This is a genomic window from Teredinibacter purpureus, assembly GCF_014217335.1.
GTDB classification, from domain to species: Bacteria; Pseudomonadota; Gammaproteobacteria; order Pseudomonadales; family Cellvibrionaceae; genus Teredinibacter; species Teredinibacter purpureus.
Genome location: NZ_CP060092.1, coordinates 1817145 through 1840131, shown reverse-complemented (window position 1 = coordinate 1840131; position 22987 = coordinate 1817145). Strand labels below are relative to the sequence as shown.

Genomic DNA, 22987 nt, shown 5'->3' with positions numbered 1-22987 from the left:
TACTTATTGGCTCTGCTTACTTTCGCGTGCATGCACATGCGTATGCTGCCAACGATTCGTTCGCCAGCGCATCCAATACATAACGGATCGACACCCTTCATCTAGCACCGCTGACAATAATATGCCGTAGATCCCCCAGCCCAACACGAACGCCATAACATAGGCCGCAGGTAACGCCACAAGCCAGGTAAATAACGGGCCAATAACCGCAATAAAAAACCCGTCTCCCGTTGCACGTAACACACCACCCACCATGACATTGATCGCTCGGGGCGGTTCAGATAAAGCAGCGAGTAAAAACAACCAAAACGAACTTCCAAGCAGCCATTCGTCATCGGTATACATATCCATAACAGGGTGGTGGAATACCAAGAGCACGCACACCACAACGGCCGAGCCCCAAAGCGCTACTTTTAAACTTTGAAACAGTTGTTTCTTCGCTTTATCGTAGGCACCTGCCCCAACCCGCTCGCACACTAATACTTGCGTGGCCATTGTTAACGCCAAGCTAATAATTAACCCCAACAAAAACGTATTGAACGTGTATATTTTTGCCGCTAGAGCTGCAGCTCCTAAGCTAGCGGCAAAACCATTGAGTACAATCATGTTGAGATCGAAGGAAAGTGGTTCAACCATACTGGGAAGCGCTATACGCAGGGTATTATTGGTTGCGCTGCGAAATTCACGTTTAAAATTTTGCCACTTAAAACCTAGCTTCACGCGAAAATATACGGCAGACCCGCTCACCACTATACCCAGAAACGAGGCAATAACACTTGCCCACGCCACGCCTACAATACCTAGCTTCGGAAAACCAAATAGACCGAACACAACCACCGCGTTTCCAACAAGGTTGGCCGTAAAAAACACAACATTCGCGTACATATTCCATTGAGGCTGTCCGTAGACATTTAGAATACTTTGAAAGATTAATTTTGCGGCCCACACGATCATTAGCCAACACACAACTTGCATATAAATATTGGCATCAAGGCGAACTTGCTCGGGCAATCCCATTGCAGAGGTAACAAGTGGCGCAACCCAATAGAGCGCCATGGCCAGCAAGCAACCCAACACAACTATCCACAACGCGTAAGTTGCAATGGTAGATACCGCTCGTTCTTTGCTCCCTGCCCCCATGCGCTGGCTCGCGATACTGGAACCCGCAAAAACGGTAACCCATAATATATTCACACAGAAGAACAGGGCGGGCGTCATAGCGCCAGCAGCGGAGGCTGCAGAGTCACTTACACGGCTAAGAAAAAATGTATCGAGAAGGGGCACGCTCAATTGCAGGCTTTGCTCTACCAGCATTGGACGACTCATGCCCCACAGGCCCTTTTGCTGGGCTGCGGTTACTTCGGTCATAGGAGGTTCACAGGTAACATGGGAGGTTATTTCGGGCGTGGAGTTTACCTTATTCAAGGTGATGACATAGATTAAATGCGTTGTTTTTTGGCTATTTACAAATCGGGATTAGGTGCTTTATCCAATTTCAGCACGCGCGTATCGGCTATGGGTTGTGTTACCGGTAAATACGGTTTCAATTTTGCTATAACCGATTCTGCACTCATACGGTATGACGTGAGCTTACCACCACAAATGGCAAGGTAGCCCGGCAAAGAAGCGGTTGTGAGCAAAGCGTTCTCACGCGAGCGTTTATTCTCATTGGCACTCGACCGTGGCAGCACACGCATACCCGTAAAGCACTCGATCACATCGTTGCTACCTATACGATGACGGGGAAAAAAGTAATTATACGCGCGGATTAAATAACGCACATCGTCAGCACTGGCTTCGCATTTTGTAGACGGCTCTCGAACCATAAGCTCTGTTGTGCCTATTAATGTTTTCCCTTTCCACGGTAAGACAAAAAGCGCGCGCCCGTCATCTGGCGACTCCATATAATAACAACACGCCATGGCAGGGCGGTTCACCACTAAATGCGTACCTTGCACAAGGTCTATCGCCATTACCGGTGGTTGCGGCACCATACACTGTACGAATTCATTCACCCACGGGCCGGTAGCGTTCACAAAAGCTTGGCTAACAATGCGGCGACCATCGCGTAATTGCGTTATATACCCTTGCGTTGCACTGTAGGAAACGCGCTCAACATCGCCATTAAATAACACGTTCGCCCCTAACTTTTCAGCCGAGTTCAAGACTGCCTCTGTCAGCGCTTTATCATCAGTTTGCGCGTCGTCGTATTCGAATAGAACGCAAAGCCCTTGCTGATTTAACTCGGCGTGAGCGCTCCATTCACGCCGAGACAACCGGCCACGCACAGGATTGTCGGGCCAACCCAACAACGCATAAAGCCACAACCCAATACGCACCCATAATGGTGATCGCTGGCTATTGTTATAAACAGGAATAATAAAACGAGCCGGTTTTACCAAACTGGGGGCGATGTGACATAACCGTTTTTTTTCTCGGAGACATTTGCGCACCAACGAAAATTGATACGTTTCTAAATACCGCAAGCCGCCATGAATTAATTTAGAGCTTTTACTGGATGTTTCTTCGCCCGCGCTTGCATTTTTTTCTATCACACATGTTGACCACCCTTGTGCAGCCGCCGCTTGTGCAACACCGGCGCCTTGTATACCCGCCCCAATAACAAGAACATCGACACACAAATAAGGCTCATCCATTGTCGAGCAAACTATCGGGAAAATCGGTTTCTATATAACTCGCTCCCATACCCACCCATTTCCGAGCTTCTTCTGATGTTTTTATGTCGTATACAAACCATTGCCAATTACCAGGCCATAACGCGGCACTGCCAATATTACTGGGGCTACAAATGAGAAAGTCAGGTTCTAATGCCAGCGCTTGCGCTTGGGCTAGCGGCGAGTAATTCTTAACGCACCAACCAACCGCTAAATCACTCCGCTGCTTGGCGATTTCCAAAATTTTATAATCGAACGACAGGAGTACGCGTTTTTTCGATAGTGCGCGTGTTGCATGTAAAACGCTATCCAATACCGCTTCACGATTCGACTGTGTAAGCGACTGCCGTTTTATTTCTACAAACACTTGCACATCGGCCGTTACAATTGCGTTGGCAACATCTTCTAAGCTGGCAAGGTAAGCCGGAAAGAACTGTTGTTTAAACTTATTCGGCTGATGAGCCGATACTTTTTTCAAATCATCCCACCGGCGCATTAGCACTGAGCCAATATCATCACACGTTCGATCCAAACGTACATCGTGCAATACGACCGGCACACCATCACCCGTTAATTGCACATCTAACTCAATGGCATCAACGCCCAACGCAATAGCCGCTTGAAACCCCATTACCGTGTTTTCGGGATACTTAGCCGGGTAACCACGATGGCCCACAATTTTCCAACTTCGCGACTGCTGCATGAGGTACCTTTGCGTTAAATAAAGGAGCGGTTAACCATTTCAACGTATTTCATTACCGAATAAGTGTGAATTACAATAGGCTAAGTTTAGTTAACAATTGAGTTTTGCGCGATTGCAATGCCCCATTAACACGCGGCTCGAATACCTGCTGCGCAACGGGCCAAACCTTGTTGGGCGCATCACTATGTATTGCCATTAAGGCCACCCCCATGAGGGTGGTTTCTGTTTGAGCTAAGCGTATCACTCTTATGCCCGTGGCATCGGCCAATAATTGCGAAAATCCAGCCACTTTACATACGCCACCACTACAATAAATGACGTTGATTGGTGCTTGCCGTACTGAGACCATTGCTTGAAGGTTCGCTGTTGCCATAAATGCAATACTCTCTAACACGGCGACAGCTTTTTCCGACCATTGCAGGGCCGTGCTTTTAGCCGCTCGTGTAGTCTCGCGATGCGGCAACGTAAAGTACGGCGTACACTCACCAGCCCACCACGGGGAACCAAGCCCACCAACAGTATTGATGAATAGCGCAGGCTCTCGCTCAGTCGCCAACCAAACTTCTAACTCATCGTAAAATTGCAACTGCGAGGCTAATTGTCCAACACACGCACTTTCCCACTGCACAGCCAACCAGTCCAATGCGGCTCCAGCGCCATTAATCGTGCCTTCAAGTACCCAATGACACTGTTCCGCAGTACTGTAACTCACGCTTTTAAGCAGACGATTAGGTGAAACCTCCTGCGTTGTTTCCGATAATATAAATGCTCCTGTACCAAAATTCGCAACCGCATAGCCGTCACTTTCCGCTTGAGCAGTTGCCAAGCATTTAACAGCATAAAACGCGGCATTTTGATCGCCGCACACCGCTACCATGGCAACATCGTTGTGATGCTTTAATCTGCCATAAGCCGCCATCACCGGTTTTATACGCGGTAACGTTGCGGGATCTACCCGAAATAATTGAGCCAGCTCTAGGCTCCAACACCGCTGTTGGATATCCATTAACTGCGTTCGACCCGCATTACACTCATCACACACAAAAGGCTGGTGCTGCAACACATTAAATAGGATAAAACTGGCCAGAGGCGCGATGCGAAGACACGACGGTTCGCCGGCAGAAACCCGTGGATACTCAACCGCTAAATGCTCTGCCAACCAGTGTATTTTCGTGGCGCCGTAATGGGGGGAAAGCACGAGACCACTGAGTGTTTGTATGCACTTACGCTGAGACGCCATCGCCTGAACGGCGACGCAGCCACGCGTATCTTGCCAACTGAGTGCGGCAGAGGCCGGTGCGCCGGTAGTGGCCTGCCATGCGATAACGGTTGAACGCTGCGTTGCAAGTGCACAAACCAACCGTTGCTGCGGGTATCCACTGTCTCGCATTATCGTCGAATACTGGGTAAGCACCGCCGCAATTACGGCATTCGTTGCCGTCAGTATGTCGGCCCCATCTTGCTGTACCGCTCCTTCGGCCAACCGCGTTAACGTGAGTCGTTGCTGCGCGGAACACACAACCTGCAGATCTTGGTTCACAACGGCCGCACGCACGCTTGTTGTGCCTAGATCAATAGCGAGCACACACTTACGGTGTTTACTGTGCTCACATAAGTCACTCTGTTCTGCTTGCAGTCGTTCACTCATTTAACGTTCAGCCCATCTATCACAACAATGCCTTTAGTATGGCAAATTACCGACCGTCGACGGCCTCTATCGCAATGTCACACGCCCTCATCCACCAAGCATTGTTCATTTATAAGCCGTATAAGTTTCGAGACTGGTCATAAAGCAACGTTATATTACGGTTCGGTACAGCTCGCCCCAAGGCCGCCAAACCTCACTCTGGCGATTACCGACTCCAAATGCGCAATGTGGCCCGCCAACGGGCATGACACCTGCGCCGAGATACTTTTTGCGCCACCACGAATAGCCATCAAACGCCAATACACTCCCCTAAACAGATGATCCGAATTTCACTCGGAAACCTAACAATCGACCTAAAATCCATTAGAAAACGTTTACCCTTTCAAAGGAAAACGTTTACCTGACCAATATATATCATATATATTGGTCAGGTCTTGCTCTCGCGGGCAGGGTTGGGGAGGGTTCAAACCGCCGTGAATATGAGCAGTCAATCAATAATCAATAATTTAAATCGAGATTTAGGACGTTTATCTATGATTAAGAAAAATAAGCTTTCAGCTGCTGTTATTGCATCTTTAGCAAGCCTGTATGGGGCAGACTTGCTAGCTCAAGATCAACAAGTAGAAGAAATTTTCGTGCAAGGAATTCGCGCCAGCTTGTCTCAAGCGACGGATTTAAAACGCAATTCGAGTGTCATTCAAGACAGTATTGTTGCCGAAGACATTGGCAAATTCCCAGACCAGAACGTGGCCGAATCGCTACAGCGCATTACGGGTGTATCCATCTCCCGCGTGAATGGCGAAGGCTCTAAAGTTACCGTTCGTAGCTTTGGCCCGGAGTTCAACTCCGTAAAACTTAACAACCGTACCCTAGCCACAACCACTAGCGGCCGCGATTTTGATTTCCAAGTGCTTCCGTCTGAATTAATTGGCGGTGCAGATGTGAAGAAAACCGCCACAGCCGATATGGCTGCCGGCAGTATCGGCGCATATGTAAATGTGCGCACGGCTCGCCCACTGAACAACGAAGGCCTTCATTTAGCAGGCTCAGTCAACGTCAAAACTCACAGCATGGCGGGTGAAGTTAACCCTGAAATCTCTGGCGTATTCAGCAACACCTTTGCTGACGACACCTTTGGTGTCTTGGCAGGCGTTTCGTACAAAAACAACGATAGCCGCATCGACAACTACCGCTCTAGCCATTGGAACCAGTACTCGTACGACGGTACCGGCTATGGCTTACCGATGGGTGATGCAACCTTAGGCGAAGACGGCAACCCAACCACGCTTGAAGGCAGCCGTGGGCCAGGGCGCTCCATTTTTAACATGATCGACGAAAATCGCGAACGTTTAGGCGCGAATATTGTTGTGCAATGGACGCCGAATGAGCACTTCGCGACAACCTTTGACGCGTTACATTCCGAATTGGACCGTGAGTTTTTGGGGTCTGGTTTGCAAGTACCCAACCAAACGCTTTCGCGTTATACCAATGCGGTAATCAGCGATGAAGGTACCTTACTGCATGCCACTATTGCCGATACCGATATTGAGATGAACGTTGCTTACGGTCAAGAAACCTCCACCACTTCAGCATGGGGGCTAAACAGCGTGTTCACTGACGGTGACCTTACGCTGACATTTGATTACGCTCATTCCGACGCAGAACTTACCTTCGAAGGCGATGACACAACCGCCCTTCACTACACCCGTTTCGATGCCGACGGCGTTGCTCAACCGAGTGAAATTGTACTCGATTACAGCAATGACGTACCGAGCATGACCACCACCGGAAGCTTAGACGTTACCGATATTTCCAAAGTTCGCTCTGCGTGGCAGCGTTACTCGGCTTACGAGTCAACCGATGAAGTGAATGAAATTAAGCTAGATGCCTTGTACGAGATAGATACAGGTATCGTGCAGTCGGTAAAACTGGGTACTGCATATTCAGACCGTGAAATCACCTCCGCTGAATTTGGTACCGAGTTTGACCCTAGTAGCGGTGGCGAAACATGGGATGGTGCCGGCATGTGGATTGGCGATGGCTCTACGTGGGGCGACGACACCAACAACGGCGCACTACCAGCATCGGTTCTGGCCCTCAGCGACAGTGATTTTATGAATGGGGTTGGCGGAAACTTTCCGCGTCAGTGGGTACAAATCACCAACCATGACGCTTACCGCGCGGCCACCCAAACATATTTGGATCAAGCCGTAACCAATGGTGATGGCTGGCGTGCCAATATCGTTAACGCCGGCTGGGACACGGTATACGCGAGCCCTGGCGGCACCTACACCAACAAAGAAAGCGGCTTAGACGCCTATGTGCAAATCAACCTTGCCGGTGATCTTGCCGATAAAGCGTGGTCTGGTAATGTTGGTGGCCGCTATGTCACCGTGGTGAATAGTGCAAGCGGCACAGCCTCTACCATAGACTTGCTACTACTGGCCGATTCTTCAAGTTTGCCCGATCAAGTCGACAACACGGCCATAACCTCAGCGAAAGACTCCATCGTAGAAACCAGCGAAGATTACTTTCTACCAAGCGCAAACTTTAGCTTGGACTTCGCCAATGGTAACTACTTGCGCACAGCCATAGCAAAAACTATTACACGTCCGTCGCTTGGTGACGCCGGTGTGAACTTAACGGAAAGCGCAGGGGTGGATAGCCCAACCGTTACTATCGCAGGTGCAAACCCTTACCTGCAGTCATATCAAGTTAACCAGTTCGATTTGTCGTTTGAGCATTATGCAGAAAATGGTAGCGCTTACTCCGCGGGTTACTTCTTTAAAGATATCTCAAACTTTATCTCAACGATTAACACCGTTGGCCCATGGGAAGGCCCTATCGACTCATATCTACAGGCCGCGTACGACGTTAACGGCCAAGTAGTTACCTTTAACTCAACTCGCAAAGAAAATCGTCCCGGCGGCACGGTTCAAGGGCTTGAGCTAGGAGCACTGCACTACTTCGATAACCTACCGGGCATGTGGAGCGGCTTAGGCGTACAAGCAAACTACACCTACGCCGACAGTGAAGATAAAGATGCACAACCCGTTAACTTACCCTTAATTGTTGAACCCGGCAGCGCTTTAGAAGGCTTTGCGAAGCACTCTTACAACCTTGTAGGTTTCTACGATAAAGACGGTATACAAGCTCGTATTGCCTATAACTGGCGTGACCAGTTCTTAAGCAGCCGCTCCGGTGATGGTTTATCACCCGAGTACAACGATGCTTACGGACAGTTGGATATGAGCGTGTCTTACGACATTACTGAAAACGTAACGGCCTCTTTCGAAGGCATAAACCTGACAAACGAAACACGTTTGCAATACTACGGCCAACGCGATCGCGTTAGCTTGGTTGAAATGTCCGGTGCGCGTTATCAGTTTGGTGTGCGTGCAACTTTCTAAGCACCCATGCGTTTAATCGTGATCTAAACGTACTGTATGGGGGCTCACACGAGCCCCTTTTTTTTGCGCAACAATCACCGCACACAATAATAACGGTATAAACGAGAAACGCCATGCGTACGCAACAGCCCCCCTTACACTCCTATGTCATCGTCGGTGGTGGTACAGCCGGCTGGATAACCGCCGCCGTACTTGGCCGAGTATTACGCCACACCAATGCTAGCATCACGCTAATTGAATCACCCGATATAGCTACCATTGGCGTAGGCGAAGCCACCGTGCCTTCGTTTATCGATTTATTAACCATTCTCGGCATTCCAGAAGAAGACTTTATTCGCCAAACGAATGCGACCTTTAAGCTCGGCATTAAATTTACCGGCTGGCAAACACCCGACCACAACTATTGGCACCCTTTCGGCAATATAGGGGCAAGAATTGATGGCCAACCGTTTTTTCAGCACTGGCTAAAACGTTATTTTGACGGCGACAATACACCTTATACGCACTACTCGCCCTCAGCCGCTATCGCACGGGAAAACCGCTTTTATATTCCCGACCCACACAAACCCAATAATTTATCTCGGCTTGGGTACGCACTGCATTTCGACGCAACATTGGCCGCTAACTATCTGGCCCGCTACGCCCAAGAGCAAGGTGTAACGCACGTAAGCGCTCATGTAGAACACGTTAACCTAAAAGACAACGGGTATATTGAAACGGTCATACTGAAAAATGGCGACGCCATCAAAGGCGACTTGTTTGTGGATTGCACGGGGCAACGAGCCCGTCTAATGAAAGACGCCATGCAGGTCGACTTTACCTCCTGGCAAGATTTCCTACCCGCTAACGCCGCCGTCGTTGCGCAAACGGAGAACCCAGAAACGCTACCGCCTTACACAGAATCCATTGCGCACGCCCACGGCTGGCGCTGGAAAATTCCACTGAAAAATCGCACAGGCAATGGCTATGTTTACTCAAGCGACTATTGCTCTGACGAGCAAGCAATAGACCTGCTACGAAAAAGCGTTGCGTCGCCCTTTATCACCGAGCCAAGAATCCTTCGTTTCAGTACGGGGGTTAGACAAAAAAGCTGGCACAAAAATTGTGTTGCTATTGGATTGTCAGCGGGGTTTTTAGAGCCCTTAGAATCGACAAGTATTTATTTAATTATGCGAGGTGCACTTAACCTCGCCCAACTATTACCCAACCAAGATTTTGCACACGCCAACGAAGATGAATACAACAGAATTATGGCGATGGAATATGAATGCCTGCGCGATTTCATTGTGTTGCATTACTGCACCAGCAAACGTACCGACTCACCATTTTGGAACGATTGGCAAACCCGTGCCATTCCCAAATCACTGGAACATAAGCTCTCGCTGTACCAAAGCCAAGGGCGCATTGCCCGTAACGAGTTCGATTTATTCGCCGACGATAGTTGGCACGCAGTACTAACCGGCATGGGTGTTATGCCGAACGGCTACGACCCAGTAATCGCTGCATTCGAACCACTGGGAATAAGTAAAACACTGTCGATTATACAAAAGTCATTAACCCATTCTGTTCGTCAGTTAATGTCCCACAACGACTATTTGGAGCGTCTCTACTCGACCAAAACGCCCTAACGCTTTACGACCGCTACAACCTCACAATAAAAAGAACCACACCATGACCACACACCGTTCACGCATTGCTTTCGTCGAAAAAATACATATGTATTGCATTATTTTTGGCATTTTTATGAGCGCTACAAGTTGTTCAGAAAAACCGCAAAATGACGTTTTGGTTAAACAGGCACAACTCATTAACAACCTTTCCCTGTCCACGTACAGTGCTTCACATCATCCCTCCCCGCAGGAAACACCAAACGCAGCACTGACCAAGACACTGAATGCCCCCCTAAACTTCAACTGGCAATTCACCCTCGGCGACCCTGTTAATGCAGAAAAAAATAATTATGACGATAGCCAGTGGCGAACACTGCAGCTGCCACATGACTGGTCGATCGAAAGCAAAGACGATTCGTCGCCTTTCTCCTCCAGCGCAGAAGATCAATACGATACCGGTTACGCCAGCGGCGGCGTTGGCTGGTATCGAAAAACGTTTGCCCTGCCCATCGAATTACACAACAAACGCCTCTTATTAAAGTTTGGCGGCATCTATTTAAACGCTTCAATTTTTATCAACGGCAAAAAAATCGGCGCGCAACACAATGGTTACACCTCTTTTTGGGTAGAGCTCACCGACCACCTTCGTTTGAACGCCCTCAATACCCTCGCCGTTCGAGTACACAACAATCACCGTAATAGCCGTTGGTATTCGGGTTCGGGTATTTATCGGCCCATAACCTTAGTGGTTAAAAATACGATTGATACCCACCACTGGGACACTCAAGTAACCCCCGCTGTTTACGATGATGGAAGCGCAAGCATCAACGTAAAAACGCGGTTCGACAATGCCACTCATGCAACACACGCTATCGTCTTACATTCAACCATTGTAAATCCAACGGGTAGCATTATTGCCTCTACAAAAAACCGTATGACATTACCCGTGGGACAAAAAACCTTTGAGCACACACTGAAGGTACCTTCACCGAGACTTTGGCACCCCCATTCGCCACAGTTATATCAGCTCCACACGCGGGTGGAGAGCGGCCTTTCAGCGCCGAGCAGCACGGTCACCACGTTTGGCATTCGCAAGCTTCACTTCGATAGCGACCATGGTCTATTCCTAAATGACATTCCCCTCTTGTTGAAGGGTATGAACTTACACCACGATAATTACATGCTTGGTTCCGCTGCATATGCACGCGCAGAGGAACGTAAAGTCGAGCGAATTTTGGCCGCCGGCTACAACGCAGTTCGTACCTCACATAACCCGCCCTCCGAAGCATTTTTGCATGCCGCAGACAGGCTTGGGTTGCTCGTTATAAATGAGGCGTTCGATGCATGGAACAAACAAAAATGGGATCACAGTAACGATTACGCCGCGTACTTTAAACATAACTGGAAAATTGATGTAGACAATTTCATTTATCGCGACATTAATCATCCCAGCGTTATCATGTGGAGTCTTGGCAACGAAATACCTGAGCAAAACACAGCCCTAGGCGCAACAACGGCTGCAGAGCTTACCGCCTATATTAAAACTTTGGACGCCTCTCGGCCCACCACCATCGGTGCAAACACATCGGGCGAAAAAGCCGACCCTTTTCTTAATACGTTTGATGTTGTGGGCTATAACTATGAAGAAAAAAACTACTTGTCAGACCGACAACGCAACCCCAATCGCCTGATGTACGGTTCGGAAACCTACCCCAATAAAGCCTTCGACTACTGGCAATATGTAGAGCAATACCCGTTTATTATTGGGGATTTTGTCTGGACAGGCTGGGACTACCTCGGCGAAGCCGGTATTGGGTGGACAGGCTACGGGCCTCAATGGAAGGGGCTAGCGCCTTACCCTTGGCATTTGGCTTACTGTGGTGAAATTGATGCACTTGGCTACAAAAGGCCCGCAGGCATTTACCGCGATGTATTATGGAAAACGGGGCAGAACACGCTCTCGATGTTTGTCAAAAGCCCTACGCCAAGCTATACCCCTGAACCTTACAAAAACGGCTATGATTATTGGGTTCACCCCGACCTCCACCCCAATTGGACATGGCCAAACACCCCCCTTTCAACACCGCTAGACGTAGTCGTATATTCCGTTCACGAAGAAGTAGAACTGTTACTTAACGGGAAAAGCCTCGGTAAACGCCCAAACTCCGCAAGTACTCAGTGGACATCGACATTTCGTGCGCCCTACCAACCCGGCATACTCGAGGCGCGCGGTTATCACCACAATAAAGTGGTGGAAACTCAGCAACTCATTACCACACAACACGCAACGTCCTTCACTATCATGCCCGATCGCACTTCAATTAAAGCCGATGGACAAGACCTAAGTTACCTTACCGTTCAGCTCACCGACTCCGACGGACACTTTGTTTATCAACCGCTCTATGATCTGGGCGTAACCTTTACCATAGACGGGCCCGCCACATTAATAGGGATAGGCAATGGAAACCCTGTTTCACAAGAGAGTTTTCAAAGCCTGCACCGCAAAACACACCATGGAAAGCTGGTGGCCGTTTTACGGTCTCAACGCAACAACGCAGGCCAAGTAAATATAACGCTTTCATCCAAATCTCTAGGCGCTAAAACGATCACTATCGAGACATTACGGCCCAATTAAGAACAAGCAGGCTGCCCACCAATATTTTTCGCTCTAGACCGAAGGGCGAAAAATATTGCCCAGCCACGTCGCATGCATTACCAGGTACTGTCGATTAAAAGCCTTCAAGCACTATCTTCCCTACCGCTTGATGGCTTTCGAGCTGGGCGTGCGCTCGCTTTAAATTGGCCGCATTGATCACGCCATAGTGTTCGCCTATGGTCGATCGTATACAGCCGGCATCAATTAATGCAGACATCGCCGTCAATAATTCATGTTGCTTTTGCATATCCCATGTATCGAACATGGAACGGGTAAACATCAGCTCCCAGTGCAACGACAACGATTTTAACTTCAATTTGCGAACATCAATCATCGTTTGCGGATCATCAATAAGCGCCAGCTTTCCTTGCGGGGCTAACACCTCAATTAACTGGTCGAAGTGTTGCTCAGTATGAGTAAGGCTAATGACATGCGTTACGCTATCAACCCCTAACGCGTTAAGTTGCGGGAGTAAGGGCTGATGATGATTGATAACATGATCGGCCCCCAGCGATTTCACCCATGCCTGGCTTTGCTCGCGAGACGCTGTACCGATAACCGTCGCATTTGTGAGTGTTACTGCCAGCTGCGTTAATATCGAACCTACGCCGCCAGCGGCTCCCATAATTAAAATACGCGCGGGCGGTACAGTTGGGGGAGCCTCTAATGAGGGAGAGGTTGCGAATGAGCTAGAAAAGCCTTCAGGGTATGACGGCACAAAATCTAGCCGGTCAAACAACAATTCCCACGCGGTAATCGACGTTAACGGCAGCGCTGCGGCGTCACTATTAGACAGTGACACAGGCATTAACCCGACGATACGTTCATCCACTAACTGAAACTCGGCGTTAGAACCTGATCGCGTAATGTCGCCCGCATACCACACCCTATCACCTTCATTAAAGAGCGTTACCTGGTCACCCACGGCAACCACTTCGCCTACGGCATCCCATCCCAGTATTTTATGATCACCGTTCTCTGGCGTGGCCGAAGAACGTATTTTCGTATCAACAGGATTAACCGACACCGCTGAGACCCTTACGAGCAGATCACGGCCTGCCACCTTAGGTACAGGTAACTCAATATCCATCAGGGCATCAGCGTTATCTATCGTTTGCGGCACTAAATAACCAATTGCTTTCATGTATTTTCCTCAATCTCGTCGATAATCGATGTCTGTCAGTATTCGCCCAAGCCTCAGAGCAAACCTACAGGCAAAGGCGTAACCAATCGTCTGCCATACGCGCACTAGTCAGGCGCGACAATAAGGTAAAAACGGGACAATTACCGATAGAGTATTAAAATGGATGTAATAGCGTCGTAGGCGCTTCCTCGTGCATCGGCCATCTATACAGGGCCTAAATATTAAAACGCCCTTTCGTATACACATCACCCCACGACATTATTGTAGCGCTAAGCACTTAGACAAAACGTCACAACCTTGTTAGGCTCGAAAAAACAGCCTGTTTCAACGCAACCAAACACTCGTAAAAGTACGCGCTACAGAGTTGGCTGCAGCCAAAACAGACCGTCCCACAACCCCTTTTAACAAATAGGTTAAACCCCATGAGTAGCGTAACAATGTCTGCCATTGAACATGAATGGTCTCTTTTGCAGAATCAGTTTGATAGCTATGAAAAATTTTCTCTCATCATAAAACTTGTGAATATTACGGTATTCAGTGCGGCCTATTTATTCGGCACGCTTAACCCACTCTTGATCGCCATTTTGCTCATGGTGTGGGCGCAAGATGCCATTTGGAAAACATTTCAGTCCCGTATTGAAGACCGACTATTGGCCATTGAACACGGCTTGCTCAACAAATCACCCTTAACCGCTTTTCAATTTAATACGGAATTCGACAAAAACCGCCCAAATACTCTTGGCTTAATACGCGCCTACGCTCAACAAGCACTGAGACCCACTATAGCCTTCCCCCATGCGGTCCTTGTTCTAATGGCCGCAACAACCACTGTTGCTTAATCGTTAGAGTTACCCAAGACCTCTAAGCACCCTTGCTATTCGTTTACCCATAAAAAAGCCAGCGTTGTCAAACGCCGGCTTTTTGAGGAACGCATGAGAGGCGTAGGATTGAGCCTAACGTCGCTTTACTCGCAACACGATCATAGGAAAATAACCTAAGCCTTTAGCTTCAATTAATGACCTACAACTAATTACAGACTACGCCGCCATCACCGTATTGGTCATTACACGTATCCGAACCAATACAGCTAGCCGAATTTTCCCATCCCCAACCAGTGCTCTGGTTATCACAGGTGGCATAGGAGCTACCGTACCAATTACATTGACACCCGCTGCCGCCTTGTGAAGAACTGCTGCTTGACGAACTACTTGAGGAGCTGCTGGAGGAACTTGAGTTGTTCGAACCGCCGGTATCGCCAAAGCCAATCACTCCGCTGCAGTGCATATTTTCTGAATAAGAACCGCCACCACACTCGCCGTCATACGTTGTCGTGTTGTACTCCATATCTTCAGCTTGTCGCGTCTCGCCATTGACAATAATGTAATCAAGTACAACATCACGATCAGAAGAATCATTATCAAATTCAACCTGAATATCGCCTGTCGCACCGCCGTTGTAAGTATAGTTTTGATCGCTAGTGCTCAAGGTCCAGCCTTGCACCACGTTGCCCCCAATAATCAGATTAAGATGCTCATCGCCATTGGTTCCGCGAGCGCGTACCACAATACTGCCGCTGCCACCGGTAGAAGAGCTAGATGAGCTGGATGAAGAGCTAGAACTGCTAACGCTAGAGTTATTACCACCACCTTCACTCACCGTGATATTTGAACTACCACTGCTTTGATAGCCTTCCGTCGCCATCACCATGTAGTCATGGCTACCCATTTGCAGGCCTGCACTCGTCCAAGCGTCAAAGTGGGTACCGGTAGTAATGGTTCCGCTGGTGCGCTTCTGCTGACGAATACTCCAGTATTGATAAAACGTTGCAGTACCTTCGATTGACGGTTGGTTAACACGTTGAGTACGGTAAATATCATAAGTACCGCCATCACTATTAATGGTCCCTAGCCTGGTTGCGCCAGAACTTGGATTGTAATTCACCCAATTTTCAACCACGTAATATTCAACAAGAGGATTTTTTGTCCAACCATAAAGCGCAAGATAACTTGTACCATTGGCACTATAGCTACCCGAATAATTAACGGTTTTTCGCCCACCGGTTTGCCAACCTTTACCGCCTACCCAGTTGCCAACGTTACTCCAGCTTGAACTGTAATTACCGTTATTACCGAGCGTAAAGGAAACGGACCCGCCACCATCACTCCAAAAAGAGTAGTAATAGCCACCATGGGTACCCGTTTGGTTTGATGTTAAAGTTTGAGCATTGGCGATTGGCACACACAGTGCCGCAGCACAAACAAGAGCGGTTACTGCGGTTTTTACATCTACCGAAATTTTGTTAAGGCTACGTAAAATCATAGAAACTCTCCTCGTACAAATGTAAGAATTGAACGAAATAAAGAACAACGGGATATTGTTCCTCTGCGACAATGCAATTTCATCTTGGTCATTTTCATTATTTTTCTCCAAATAACGCCTATCAACCAATGCCACGGATAGAGGAAGAAGGGCTGCAGGAAGGCATAACCTGTTAATTGCAAACAGGCGATGTTATCGAGCGTTACACGGCCTTGCTGTTATTTTTAATAACGGCGTAACAACGTCGATACTGTTCGTATAGAACCGCAACTGGGTATTGTCAATCGAACATTAAGCATATTGTCATTAATACTATTTGGGTGTAATCCATATACCAATATGTTGCTTAAAGTCGACTAACTTCGATTGTTTTTTTATAGTTAGTGGGTTAGAAATGTATAGGTAACATCATCATCAATCTTTAACCTTTCCCACGAAAAAATAATTCCTCCGCTATCTTCAACCAAAAACAAGATTTCACTCCCACCCAAAATGAGGTTGAGGCACTCACTAACGGCACACCCGTCGCTGCTCCCTTTTAATTTTTCGACACCCGCTTATTCACTCTTGGCATTTCAACCTACTGAATGCCCGATCAGGCCAAAAAACGTGTAGGCGCACGAATACTCTTTTGTCATAACGTGGTCGACCGACGCCTGGTAGAAGCGACACACCCCTACCGTCAAATCACCGCGAAAACGAAAGTACCGGTACGTAGATGCCGCAATAAGGCGAGAGTATTAAAACGCCTATATAGACGTGGAAGAGAAGGCATGAGACCATAAAAGCCTACTTTAGGCGTCAGTGGCTATGAAAGATAAGCAAAAGTTGGATCCGTTACACGGCGTAACGCTGGAGAAAATCGTCACCCACCTTGTTGAACACTATGGATGGAAAGGCCTAGCCGAACGAATAAACCTTAACTGTTTCAAGAGCAACCCCTCCGTTAAATCTTCTTTAACATTCTTGCGTAAAACCTTATGGGCACGAGAAAAAGTTGAAGAGTTGTACGTTGCAACCGTTAAGGGTAGTGTTAAGGAGAGCGCCAAAAGCCGCCCTAAAGACGCGAAGCAAAGCACACCTCCTACCTCTGCACCTCCATTTTCGTGGAAAAAACCTTCATAATCCGTTTTTCGTGTACAACAATAAACACGCCAGAAGGTAACTCTAACGGCATCAGCACTATCCATGGGAACCGTTGATGCGTTAAAATCAGCAAATAATCCGAAGTTAATATCGCTATTTTTCTTATTTAGCCTAAAATAACGTGCTATTAGCGACAAAAAGTACAGTAATCCAAGCTGTTGGTGGTAATACGATCAACTTTAGGTAAGAATACCTAGGTCAGACGCCCGAGAATACCCGAAAGCGCTCTGAACCCTGTGTTTGCATGCTTGAGGTATTTACGCGTACCCTGTCAAACTTCGGTTCGCGTCGGCATAGATCATTCAAAATCTGTTTGTATGATGGTGATAGTACAAACAGAAATTTATTTTTCACTTATAAGATAAAGAGCAGAGTATGAGTAAAGGAACGGTAAAGTGGTTCAACGCAGATAAAGGTTTCGGTTTTATAGCACCAGAAGATGGAAGCAAAGACTTATTTGTTCACCATTCTGAAATTCAGGCTGGCGGCGGTTTCGCTACACTGAATGACGGCCAAGCGGTTGAGTTCGAAGTAGGCCAAGGTCAGAAAGGCCCATGTGCCAACAACGTTCGTCCGTTGTAAGACTGATTTAGAATACAACGCTAGCCACAGCCGCCCAGACTAACGGGCTGATCTTTAGCTTGCTAAAGATCGTGCTAGCGGCGTTTATCCCTTCTGCTAGACACAAACACCCCCCTGCACAGCGCCTGCGAGCCACTCTAAGCTCCGCCGCTCCCTTACTATCTAACCTTCATCACCAATCTATCATTATATTTCTTCTGCACGTTTACCTGCTGACCGTTACGGCATACAGCCCGCTATCTCACACAGCCCCAAGAGCAGACGTAAAAAAACCGAGCAACCTCAACGGTAATACTCGGCTTTCCTATTGGGAGTGTTAAAGCCTCCCGCTATAAGTCTTGATATAACGTACGAGTCATCTTTTCTGTCGAGATAAACCCCCAGTCCCAATCCTTATGAAACGTTTTAAGCGGGTTAAGAACAATAACCTCGTCTAGTGATTTACCGCTGTCTTTCAGCGCTGACACCTTAGATATCGCCTGAGACAGCATTTTAATACTCTTTTTTAAATCGCTACGCTTTGCTATCGGCCCATGGCCCGGCACAATCACGGTGCTCTCATTCGCCTCAGCGTAAATAGCTTGCTGCGCCGCCAAATACCCTTTTGCCGACCCCCCGTTATTCAAATCGATAAACGGAAATAAGCCATTGAAGAATATATCGCCAGCATGAATCACATTGTGTTTCTCAAAGATGATAATGGCATCGCCGTCCGTGTGTGCATCAGCTAAATGTACCACTCGAGCGCGATCTCCATTCAGGTGAAAATGAATTTCTTCAGAAAACGTAATCACAGGCAACGCCGCTTTCGGTGTAGGCTTTTTTCCTTCCGGCGTATCGATTTCGGCGTGTTTCATTCTCTCACGCACATTTTCATGCCCGACAACATGGGTAATACCGCTACCAAAGGCGGCGTTATTACCAGTATGATCGCCGTGCATATGAGTATTTATCAAAAAATCCACAGGGCGCTCACTAACATCACGAATTGCGGCTTTCAGCTTATCTAGCAGTGGCGGCATGCTGTCATCAATTAAAACAACACCGTCGTCACCCACAGACAACACCATATTACCGCCAGCGAAACCGCCCTGCCCTTCGATCAGGTAAAGGTTATCCGTGATTTCTGATGTGCTAAAGGTAATTTCGTCAGCACTCCACGCAGAGGACATCGTTGTACCGGCTATACATAAAACTACAAATGTTAAGCACCTTCTCATCATTAAACTCCATAGGGGGTTATAGGGGAGCACAGAGTCTACGCATAAAGGGTGAACATAGCGTGCATGTAGGCTTCACTAATCACAATTTCACAAAATTGGCCGATCTATCACAAAGAGAAAGACTCCTTATGCCTGAGACCCGTAACAGATCTGCCACGATAAAAACTCACAGTAAAACAGCAATGACAAAACATACCGGCTCTGATCAGTAAGCCTACGCAGCAGAAGAACAAACGCTTGTACCACGCTCGCCAAAACAATTCAGCGTAGGCTTTTAATTTTTGTCCACTTCCAGCGCTAGAAGCATAATACTGACTAAAATGCTGGATACGATCGATCCATCTACTAATGGTAGTGGTTACTCATTCCCACATACGCCAATACGCCCGCCGAACACAACCTATATAACGGTGACAAAACGGAGTAACCTCAAGAGAGACCTGTCCAATTCTGGCTTGGGTTATGGTTTTACATTCTGTGCCGTAAGGCCATCTTGAAGAACCCGGTAACCTATTAGCTGCGCCGAAAAAACAACCAAAGGGCTTCTGAATAACCTATCAACATCTTTTGCAAAGTTCACCGCATATATTAGAATAACCTCGCCCAACACCCGACAGGTATACCCCGTGATTCATTGTAAGAACATCCTTTTATCCACTTTATTACTCAGTTGCGCGCTAACCAGTGCATGCGGCGGCTCGGGAGGCGTGCCATCTAACAATCTGCCCCCAGTACCTACGCCAGAGCCGGAACCCAACCCGACCACCGGCATACCCACCAACAACATTAGCTATGCCACCATACGGGATACAAACGGTGAGCGCGGTCTACTCAGTGTTACAGCCGTAATCAATGCGCCCTCACCAAGCCCCACCGACTCCACACGAGCGTCATCTTTAACCGTGTATTGGGCAGACAATGCAGGCAACCCTATTGGAGAACCTTGGAATGAACCGAATTCGGTTGCAGGCTACCAGCTCGCTACATTAATCGATAGCACGATTCCAGAAGGAGCAACTGCAGTACTTGTGCACCCCACCAACAGTGCAGGCATGTCTATCGAGGGACAACTCATCGCGTTTCACGACTTCACCGGTAACACGCATTTGGCTGGCCCCGGTGGTAACGAACAAATGCACTGGTATTACGGCGATACCCGCCCACATATCCAAATAGAAAGGTCCGCCTTACAAAACATTTGATAATGGCTTAGTGAGCGTTACCGATATGGACAACAGTAAAGATACCGCATGGGAAACAAAGACAACGACAGGTAGCCCCAACACTGTAAGTGAAGCAGCATTCCCAGCCTATTCGTTTGTGTGCGATGCAAACCCAATCAATACATACCGTGACATTACCGACGACATAGGCACCTGGACCTACTCCACCCTCAACGACGCCATGTTTTACGGCACCATGGTATACGATACGTTTTTAAAATATTTAGGCGAACCCCCACTAGAGGACAAAATACGTTTGCGTGTTCACTACGGTAACGAAATCGATATAAAAGCATTCTGGGACGGTGCTTACGCCAGTTTTAGCGATGGCTATGCAACACACTACTCTCTGGCGACACTAGACCTTATTGCTCATGAGATTGGTCATGGTGTGCTGGGTCGTATTTCCCCCTTAAAAGTATTCGGTACCGAGCTCAGCCAAGATGCCCGCACATTGCATGAAGCCTTTGGGGATATATCTGGGGTAATGGCGAAATACGAATGGACGAGCAGTGAAGATAACTGGGTTCACGGAGAAGAATCCGCCGGTAACGTGCGCACACTGGATCACATAGTCACTGAATACGGCGCCATCCCCAGTGCATTAGATTATGCCGAAGCCGGCGATAACTATTATAAGCGAATCGGTATGATCACTTATCCGTTTTACTTATTATCTCAAAACTGGGGGCTGGAAGAAACGTACCGAGTGTATATAAGCGCAGCCAGACAGTGCTGGCTTCCCAACACCACACTTACTCTCGCGGCTGAATGTGTTCAACAACAAGCTGCCTCCGCAGGCTGGCCAGCAAGCGACGTTAGCGATGCATTTAAAACGGTAAAAATACAATTATTTGAAGAAGGGGTACTCAGTCATTATATTGCTACGCTCGAATCGTTAACGGCCGCCTTTACCGATGATAGCCGCAGTACGAGTCAGGTAACACAATGGTTGTGGGATTTTGGCGACGGCAACCAATCCACTCAAGAAAACCCCACCCACACCTATACGCAAGCTGGAAACTACAACGTTACCCTAACAGTAACAGATCAGAGTGGTGATACCGATATATTTGGACGTGACATTTATGTCACGAGGCAAACTGAATAATCACACGCGCAGTTTGTGTATTAGCTATAAAGAAAAAACCGACCTAACGCAATACTCGCACGGCCAGAACTACGCGTAGTATTGCGTTCGATAACATCTATGCTACAAACCAATAGCCTGAAAAAACAATAAAAAAAGTAATTCACTACGACATGCCCGAGGGCCGTACTGAACGCAGACGGATTGTATTTTCCAATTATTTCTATAGAACCAGCGTACCCATCTATTTAACAAACGTCTCTCGACGTGTTCTGCATTTTTTGGCGGTATATTCGGTTTCAGAAAATGATAGCGGATCCATAATGAACGCTAAAAGAATAGTTTTATGTGTTATGCCAAAATTGGCGACCTAATCAGCGTTTCCTTAACGATTAAATAGCGGAGGCCCCATAACCTAAGTTGTCTTTAGCTGGCGCTTGCGGGCTAAACCATAACGAGGGCACTCGTAACGGTGTCCGTATGGGTATGAGGGGGTTGTTGAGTTTTAGTACACGTCGTTGATTTAACTTAGAATGTGTAATGACGTCACCAAACTTCTTCTGAAATAATCGATCGAAAGAGCCGTCTGCAATGGCGTTATTCAAACCGGCTGAAAGCGCTGCTGCATGTTCAGTTAACGTTTTATCCAAGAAAAAATAATAGGCCGAGGGATAATGAAGTACGAGATGATTTTCTACTACGAGATTTTTTTTGTGCAGCCTTTCTGTCGTGGACCAAATATCATTAACCGCTAGAGGCATGTAATCCACACGCTGTGTTGACATAAGTTCCAGGAGGCTATTCCATTCAACGCCTAAGCGCAATGTAAAACCATGGGCTTGTAGAATGCTAACATCTGGCCAGCCTAATCCTTGCGTTGCAGTAAGGGCTTTTAACTCTTCAACTTTATTGATTTTTGCGAAACGGTCTTGTTGAGATTTGTGAATGGCTAATAACCGCCAACCGATCAACCCTTTGTAAAGCGGTATGCGAACGGGTAGCAATTCATTTTCAGATTCATTGTTGGTGAGCATCCAGTGCGTATTGTAGCGCCCAGATTTTATAAAAATTTTACTGCGTTTTTCGTTCATGGTCGCAACTGCTACGGGCTTAATACTATAGGCCCTGCCGCTGCGCTCAAGGGCTAACGTGAGCATTTGTACGAAGTAATCATTTCGCTGCTGATAAAAAGAATCGGAAGACGCTGGATAGGAAAATTCGAGTACGTCGGCGGGCACTGACGCATTGACCTCTTTGTCAGAGAATGCCGGCGAAGGGAGGAGCACCAGAAACAACGTGACTAGGCAAACTATGCCCGGCTGCAAAGCCTTGGCATTTAAAGGTAAAACATGGCGCAAAAAACTTCTCCCAACCCATTTTGGCACTAATTACACAGTATACAACTCGCGAATCACGGTAGATACCATTGCTTATTTGTGATTAAACACCCCGTTAAAGCGGGTTGAGCGCACACCAAAATACTCGCTAACGAGACTGATTTTGATAAGCGATCAGCTGCTATGCTTAAAGAAAACACTGGAGCCCTAAGGGAGTGTCT

Annotated in this window: 15 protein-coding genes and 1 pseudogene; 8 read left to right on the top strand and 8 right to left on the bottom strand. The window is 47.7% G+C overall.

Annotated elements, in window-relative coordinates:
- Window positions 1-3 precede the first annotated feature (3 nt).
- From H5647_RS07850 to H5647_RS07835, 4 genes are all read right to left on the bottom strand, one after another.
- The gene (locus H5647_RS07850) at window positions 4-1368 is read right to left on the bottom strand and encodes an MATE family efflux transporter (RefSeq protein WP_045857649.1); all 1365 of its coding nucleotides are present in this window, start codon (window positions 1366-1368) and stop codon (window positions 4-6) included.
- 95 nt (window positions 1369-1463) lie between these two features.
- Window positions 1464-2657, bottom strand: coding sequence for a glycerol-3-phosphate dehydrogenase/oxidase (locus H5647_RS07845; RefSeq protein WP_045857648.1), 1194 nt, complete (start codon window positions 2655-2657; stop codon window positions 1464-1466).
- Complete coding sequence (locus tag H5647_RS07840) at window positions 2650-3378, bottom strand: glycerophosphodiester phosphodiesterase family protein (protein ID WP_045857646.1); 729 nt, start codon at window positions 3376-3378, stop codon at window positions 2650-2652. Before H5647_RS07840 ends, H5647_RS07845 begins: the two co-directional genes overlap by 8 nt.
- A 70-nt stretch (window positions 3379-3448) precedes the next feature.
- Window positions 3449-5026: an FGGY family carbohydrate kinase gene (locus tag H5647_RS07835; protein ID WP_045857644.1), complete on the bottom strand. Its 1578-nt coding sequence runs from the start codon at window positions 5024-5026 to the stop codon at window positions 3449-3451.
- 533 nt (window positions 5027-5559) lie between these two features.
- Here H5647_RS07835 and H5647_RS07830 point away from each other — a divergent pair.
- The 3 genes from H5647_RS07830 (at window position 5560) to H5647_RS07820 (ending at window position 12681) form a co-directional block, all read left to right on the top strand.
- On the top strand, window positions 5560-8436 hold the full coding sequence (locus tag H5647_RS07830) for a TonB-dependent receptor (protein WP_045857643.1): 2877 nt from the start codon (window positions 5560-5562) through the stop codon (window positions 8434-8436).
- A gap of 113 nt (window positions 8437-8549) precedes the next feature.
- Window positions 8550-10064: a tryptophan halogenase family protein gene (locus H5647_RS07825; RefSeq protein ID WP_045857641.1), complete on the top strand. Its 1515-nt coding sequence runs from the start codon at window positions 8550-8552 to the stop codon at window positions 10062-10064.
- Between the two features lie 43 nt (window positions 10065-10107).
- Window positions 10108-12681 carry a glycoside hydrolase family 2 TIM barrel-domain containing protein gene (locus H5647_RS07820; protein WP_052691937.1) on the top strand — a complete coding sequence of 858 codons (2574 nt, stop codon included), beginning with the start codon at window positions 10108-10110 and terminating at the stop codon, window positions 12679-12681.
- Window positions 12682-12775: 94 nt separating this feature from the next.
- On the opposite strand, the gene H5647_RS07815 is transcribed toward H5647_RS07820, so the two are convergent.
- Window positions 12776-13846, bottom strand: coding sequence for a zinc-binding alcohol dehydrogenase family protein (locus tag H5647_RS07815; protein WP_045857639.1), 1071 nt, complete (start codon window positions 13844-13846; stop codon window positions 12776-12778).
- Window positions 13847-14268: 422 nt separating this feature from the next.
- Between H5647_RS07815 and H5647_RS07810 the strand changes: the two genes are divergently transcribed.
- Window positions 14269-14685, top strand: coding sequence for a hypothetical protein (locus tag H5647_RS07810; RefSeq protein ID WP_045857637.1), 417 nt, complete (start codon window positions 14269-14271; stop codon window positions 14683-14685).
- Between the two features lie 310 nt (window positions 14686-14995).
- Here the strand turns inward: H5647_RS07810 and H5647_RS07805 are convergent.
- A pseudogene (locus H5647_RS07805) lies at window positions 14996-16165 on the bottom strand (glycoside hydrolase family 11 protein); the annotation flags it as partial.
- A gap of 810 nt (window positions 16166-16975) precedes the next feature.
- Between H5647_RS07805 and H5647_RS07800 the strand changes: the two are divergent.
- On the top strand, window positions 16976-17290 hold the full coding sequence (locus tag H5647_RS07800) for a VF530 family protein (protein ID WP_045857634.1): 315 nt from the start codon (window positions 16976-16978) through the stop codon (window positions 17288-17290).
- 396 nt (window positions 17291-17686) lie between these two features.
- Window positions 17687-17893: a cold-shock protein gene (locus H5647_RS07795; RefSeq protein WP_045857632.1), complete on the top strand. Its 207-nt coding sequence runs from the start codon at window positions 17687-17689 to the stop codon at window positions 17891-17893.
- A 329-nt stretch (window positions 17894-18222) separates the two neighbouring features.
- On the opposite strand, the gene H5647_RS07790 is transcribed toward H5647_RS07795, so the two are convergent.
- Window positions 18223-19065 carry an MBL fold metallo-hydrolase gene (locus H5647_RS07790; RefSeq protein ID WP_236074824.1) on the bottom strand — a complete coding sequence of 281 codons (843 nt, stop codon included), beginning with the start codon at window positions 19063-19065 and terminating at the stop codon, window positions 18223-18225.
- 758 nt (window positions 19066-19823) lie between these two features.
- On the opposite strand from H5647_RS07790, the gene H5647_RS07785 reads away from it, so the two are divergent.
- The gene (locus H5647_RS07785; protein WP_052691936.1) at window positions 19824-20318 is read left to right on the top strand and encodes a hypothetical protein; all 495 of its coding nucleotides are present in this window, start codon (window positions 19824-19826) and stop codon (window positions 20316-20318) included.
- Window positions 20319-20343: 25 nt separating this feature from the next.
- Complete coding sequence (locus tag H5647_RS22365) at window positions 20344-21450, top strand: PKD domain-containing protein (protein WP_052691935.1); 1107 nt, start codon at window positions 20344-20346, stop codon at window positions 21448-21450.
- Window positions 21451-21821: 371 nt separating this feature from the next.
- On the opposite strand, the gene H5647_RS07775 is transcribed toward H5647_RS22365, so the two are convergent.
- Window positions 21822-22787 carry a transglycosylase SLT domain-containing protein gene (locus H5647_RS07775; protein ID WP_052691934.1) on the bottom strand — a complete coding sequence of 322 codons (966 nt, stop codon included), beginning with the start codon at window positions 22785-22787 and terminating at the stop codon, window positions 21822-21824.
- Between the last annotated feature and the right edge of the window lie 200 nt (window positions 22788-22987).

What these genes read in the sequence shown, in the direction of transcription:
- H5647_RS07845 (WP_045857648.1), bottom strand. Translation starts at nt 2,657, where the DNA reads ATGGATGAGCCTTATTTGTGTGTCGATGTTCTTGTTATTGGGGCGGGT.
- H5647_RS07810 (WP_045857637.1), top strand. Translation starts at nt 14,269, where the DNA reads ATGAGTAGCGTAACAATGTCTGCCATTGAACATGAATGGTCTCTTTTG.
- H5647_RS07820 (WP_052691937.1), top strand. Translation starts at nt 10,108, where the DNA reads ATGACCACACACCGTTCACGCATTGCTTTCGTCGAAAAAATACATATG.
- H5647_RS07790 (WP_236074824.1), bottom strand. Translation starts at nt 19,065, where the DNA reads ATGTCCTCTGCGTGGAGTGCTGACGAAATTACCTTTAGCACATCAGAA.
- H5647_RS07830 (WP_045857643.1), top strand. Translation starts at nt 5,560, where the DNA reads ATGATTAAGAAAAATAAGCTTTCAGCTGCTGTTATTGCATCTTTAGCA.
- H5647_RS07835 (WP_045857644.1), bottom strand. Translation starts at nt 5,026, where the DNA reads ATGAGTGAACGACTGCAAGCAGAACAGAGTGACTTATGTGAGCACAGT.
- H5647_RS22365 (WP_052691935.1), top strand. Translation starts at nt 20,344, where the DNA reads ATGGACAACAGTAAAGATACCGCATGGGAAACAAAGACAACGACAGGT.
- H5647_RS07795 (WP_045857632.1), top strand. Translation starts at nt 17,687, where the DNA reads ATGAGTAAAGGAACGGTAAAGTGGTTCAACGCAGATAAAGGTTTCGGT.
- H5647_RS07815 (WP_045857639.1), bottom strand. Translation starts at nt 13,846, where the DNA reads ATGAAAGCAATTGGTTATTTAGTGCCGCAAACGATAGATAACGCTGAT.
- H5647_RS07850 (WP_045857649.1), bottom strand. Translation starts at nt 1,368, where the DNA reads ATGACCGAAGTAACCGCAGCCCAGCAAAAGGGCCTGTGGGGCATGAGT.
- H5647_RS07800 (WP_045857634.1), top strand. Translation starts at nt 16,976, where the DNA reads ATGAAAGATAAGCAAAAGTTGGATCCGTTACACGGCGTAACGCTGGAG.
- H5647_RS07840 (WP_045857646.1), bottom strand. Translation starts at nt 3,378, where the DNA reads ATGCAGCAGTCGCGAAGTTGGAAAATTGTGGGCCATCGTGGTTACCCG.
- H5647_RS07825 (WP_045857641.1), top strand. Translation starts at nt 8,550, where the DNA reads ATGCGTACGCAACAGCCCCCCTTACACTCCTATGTCATCGTCGGTGGT.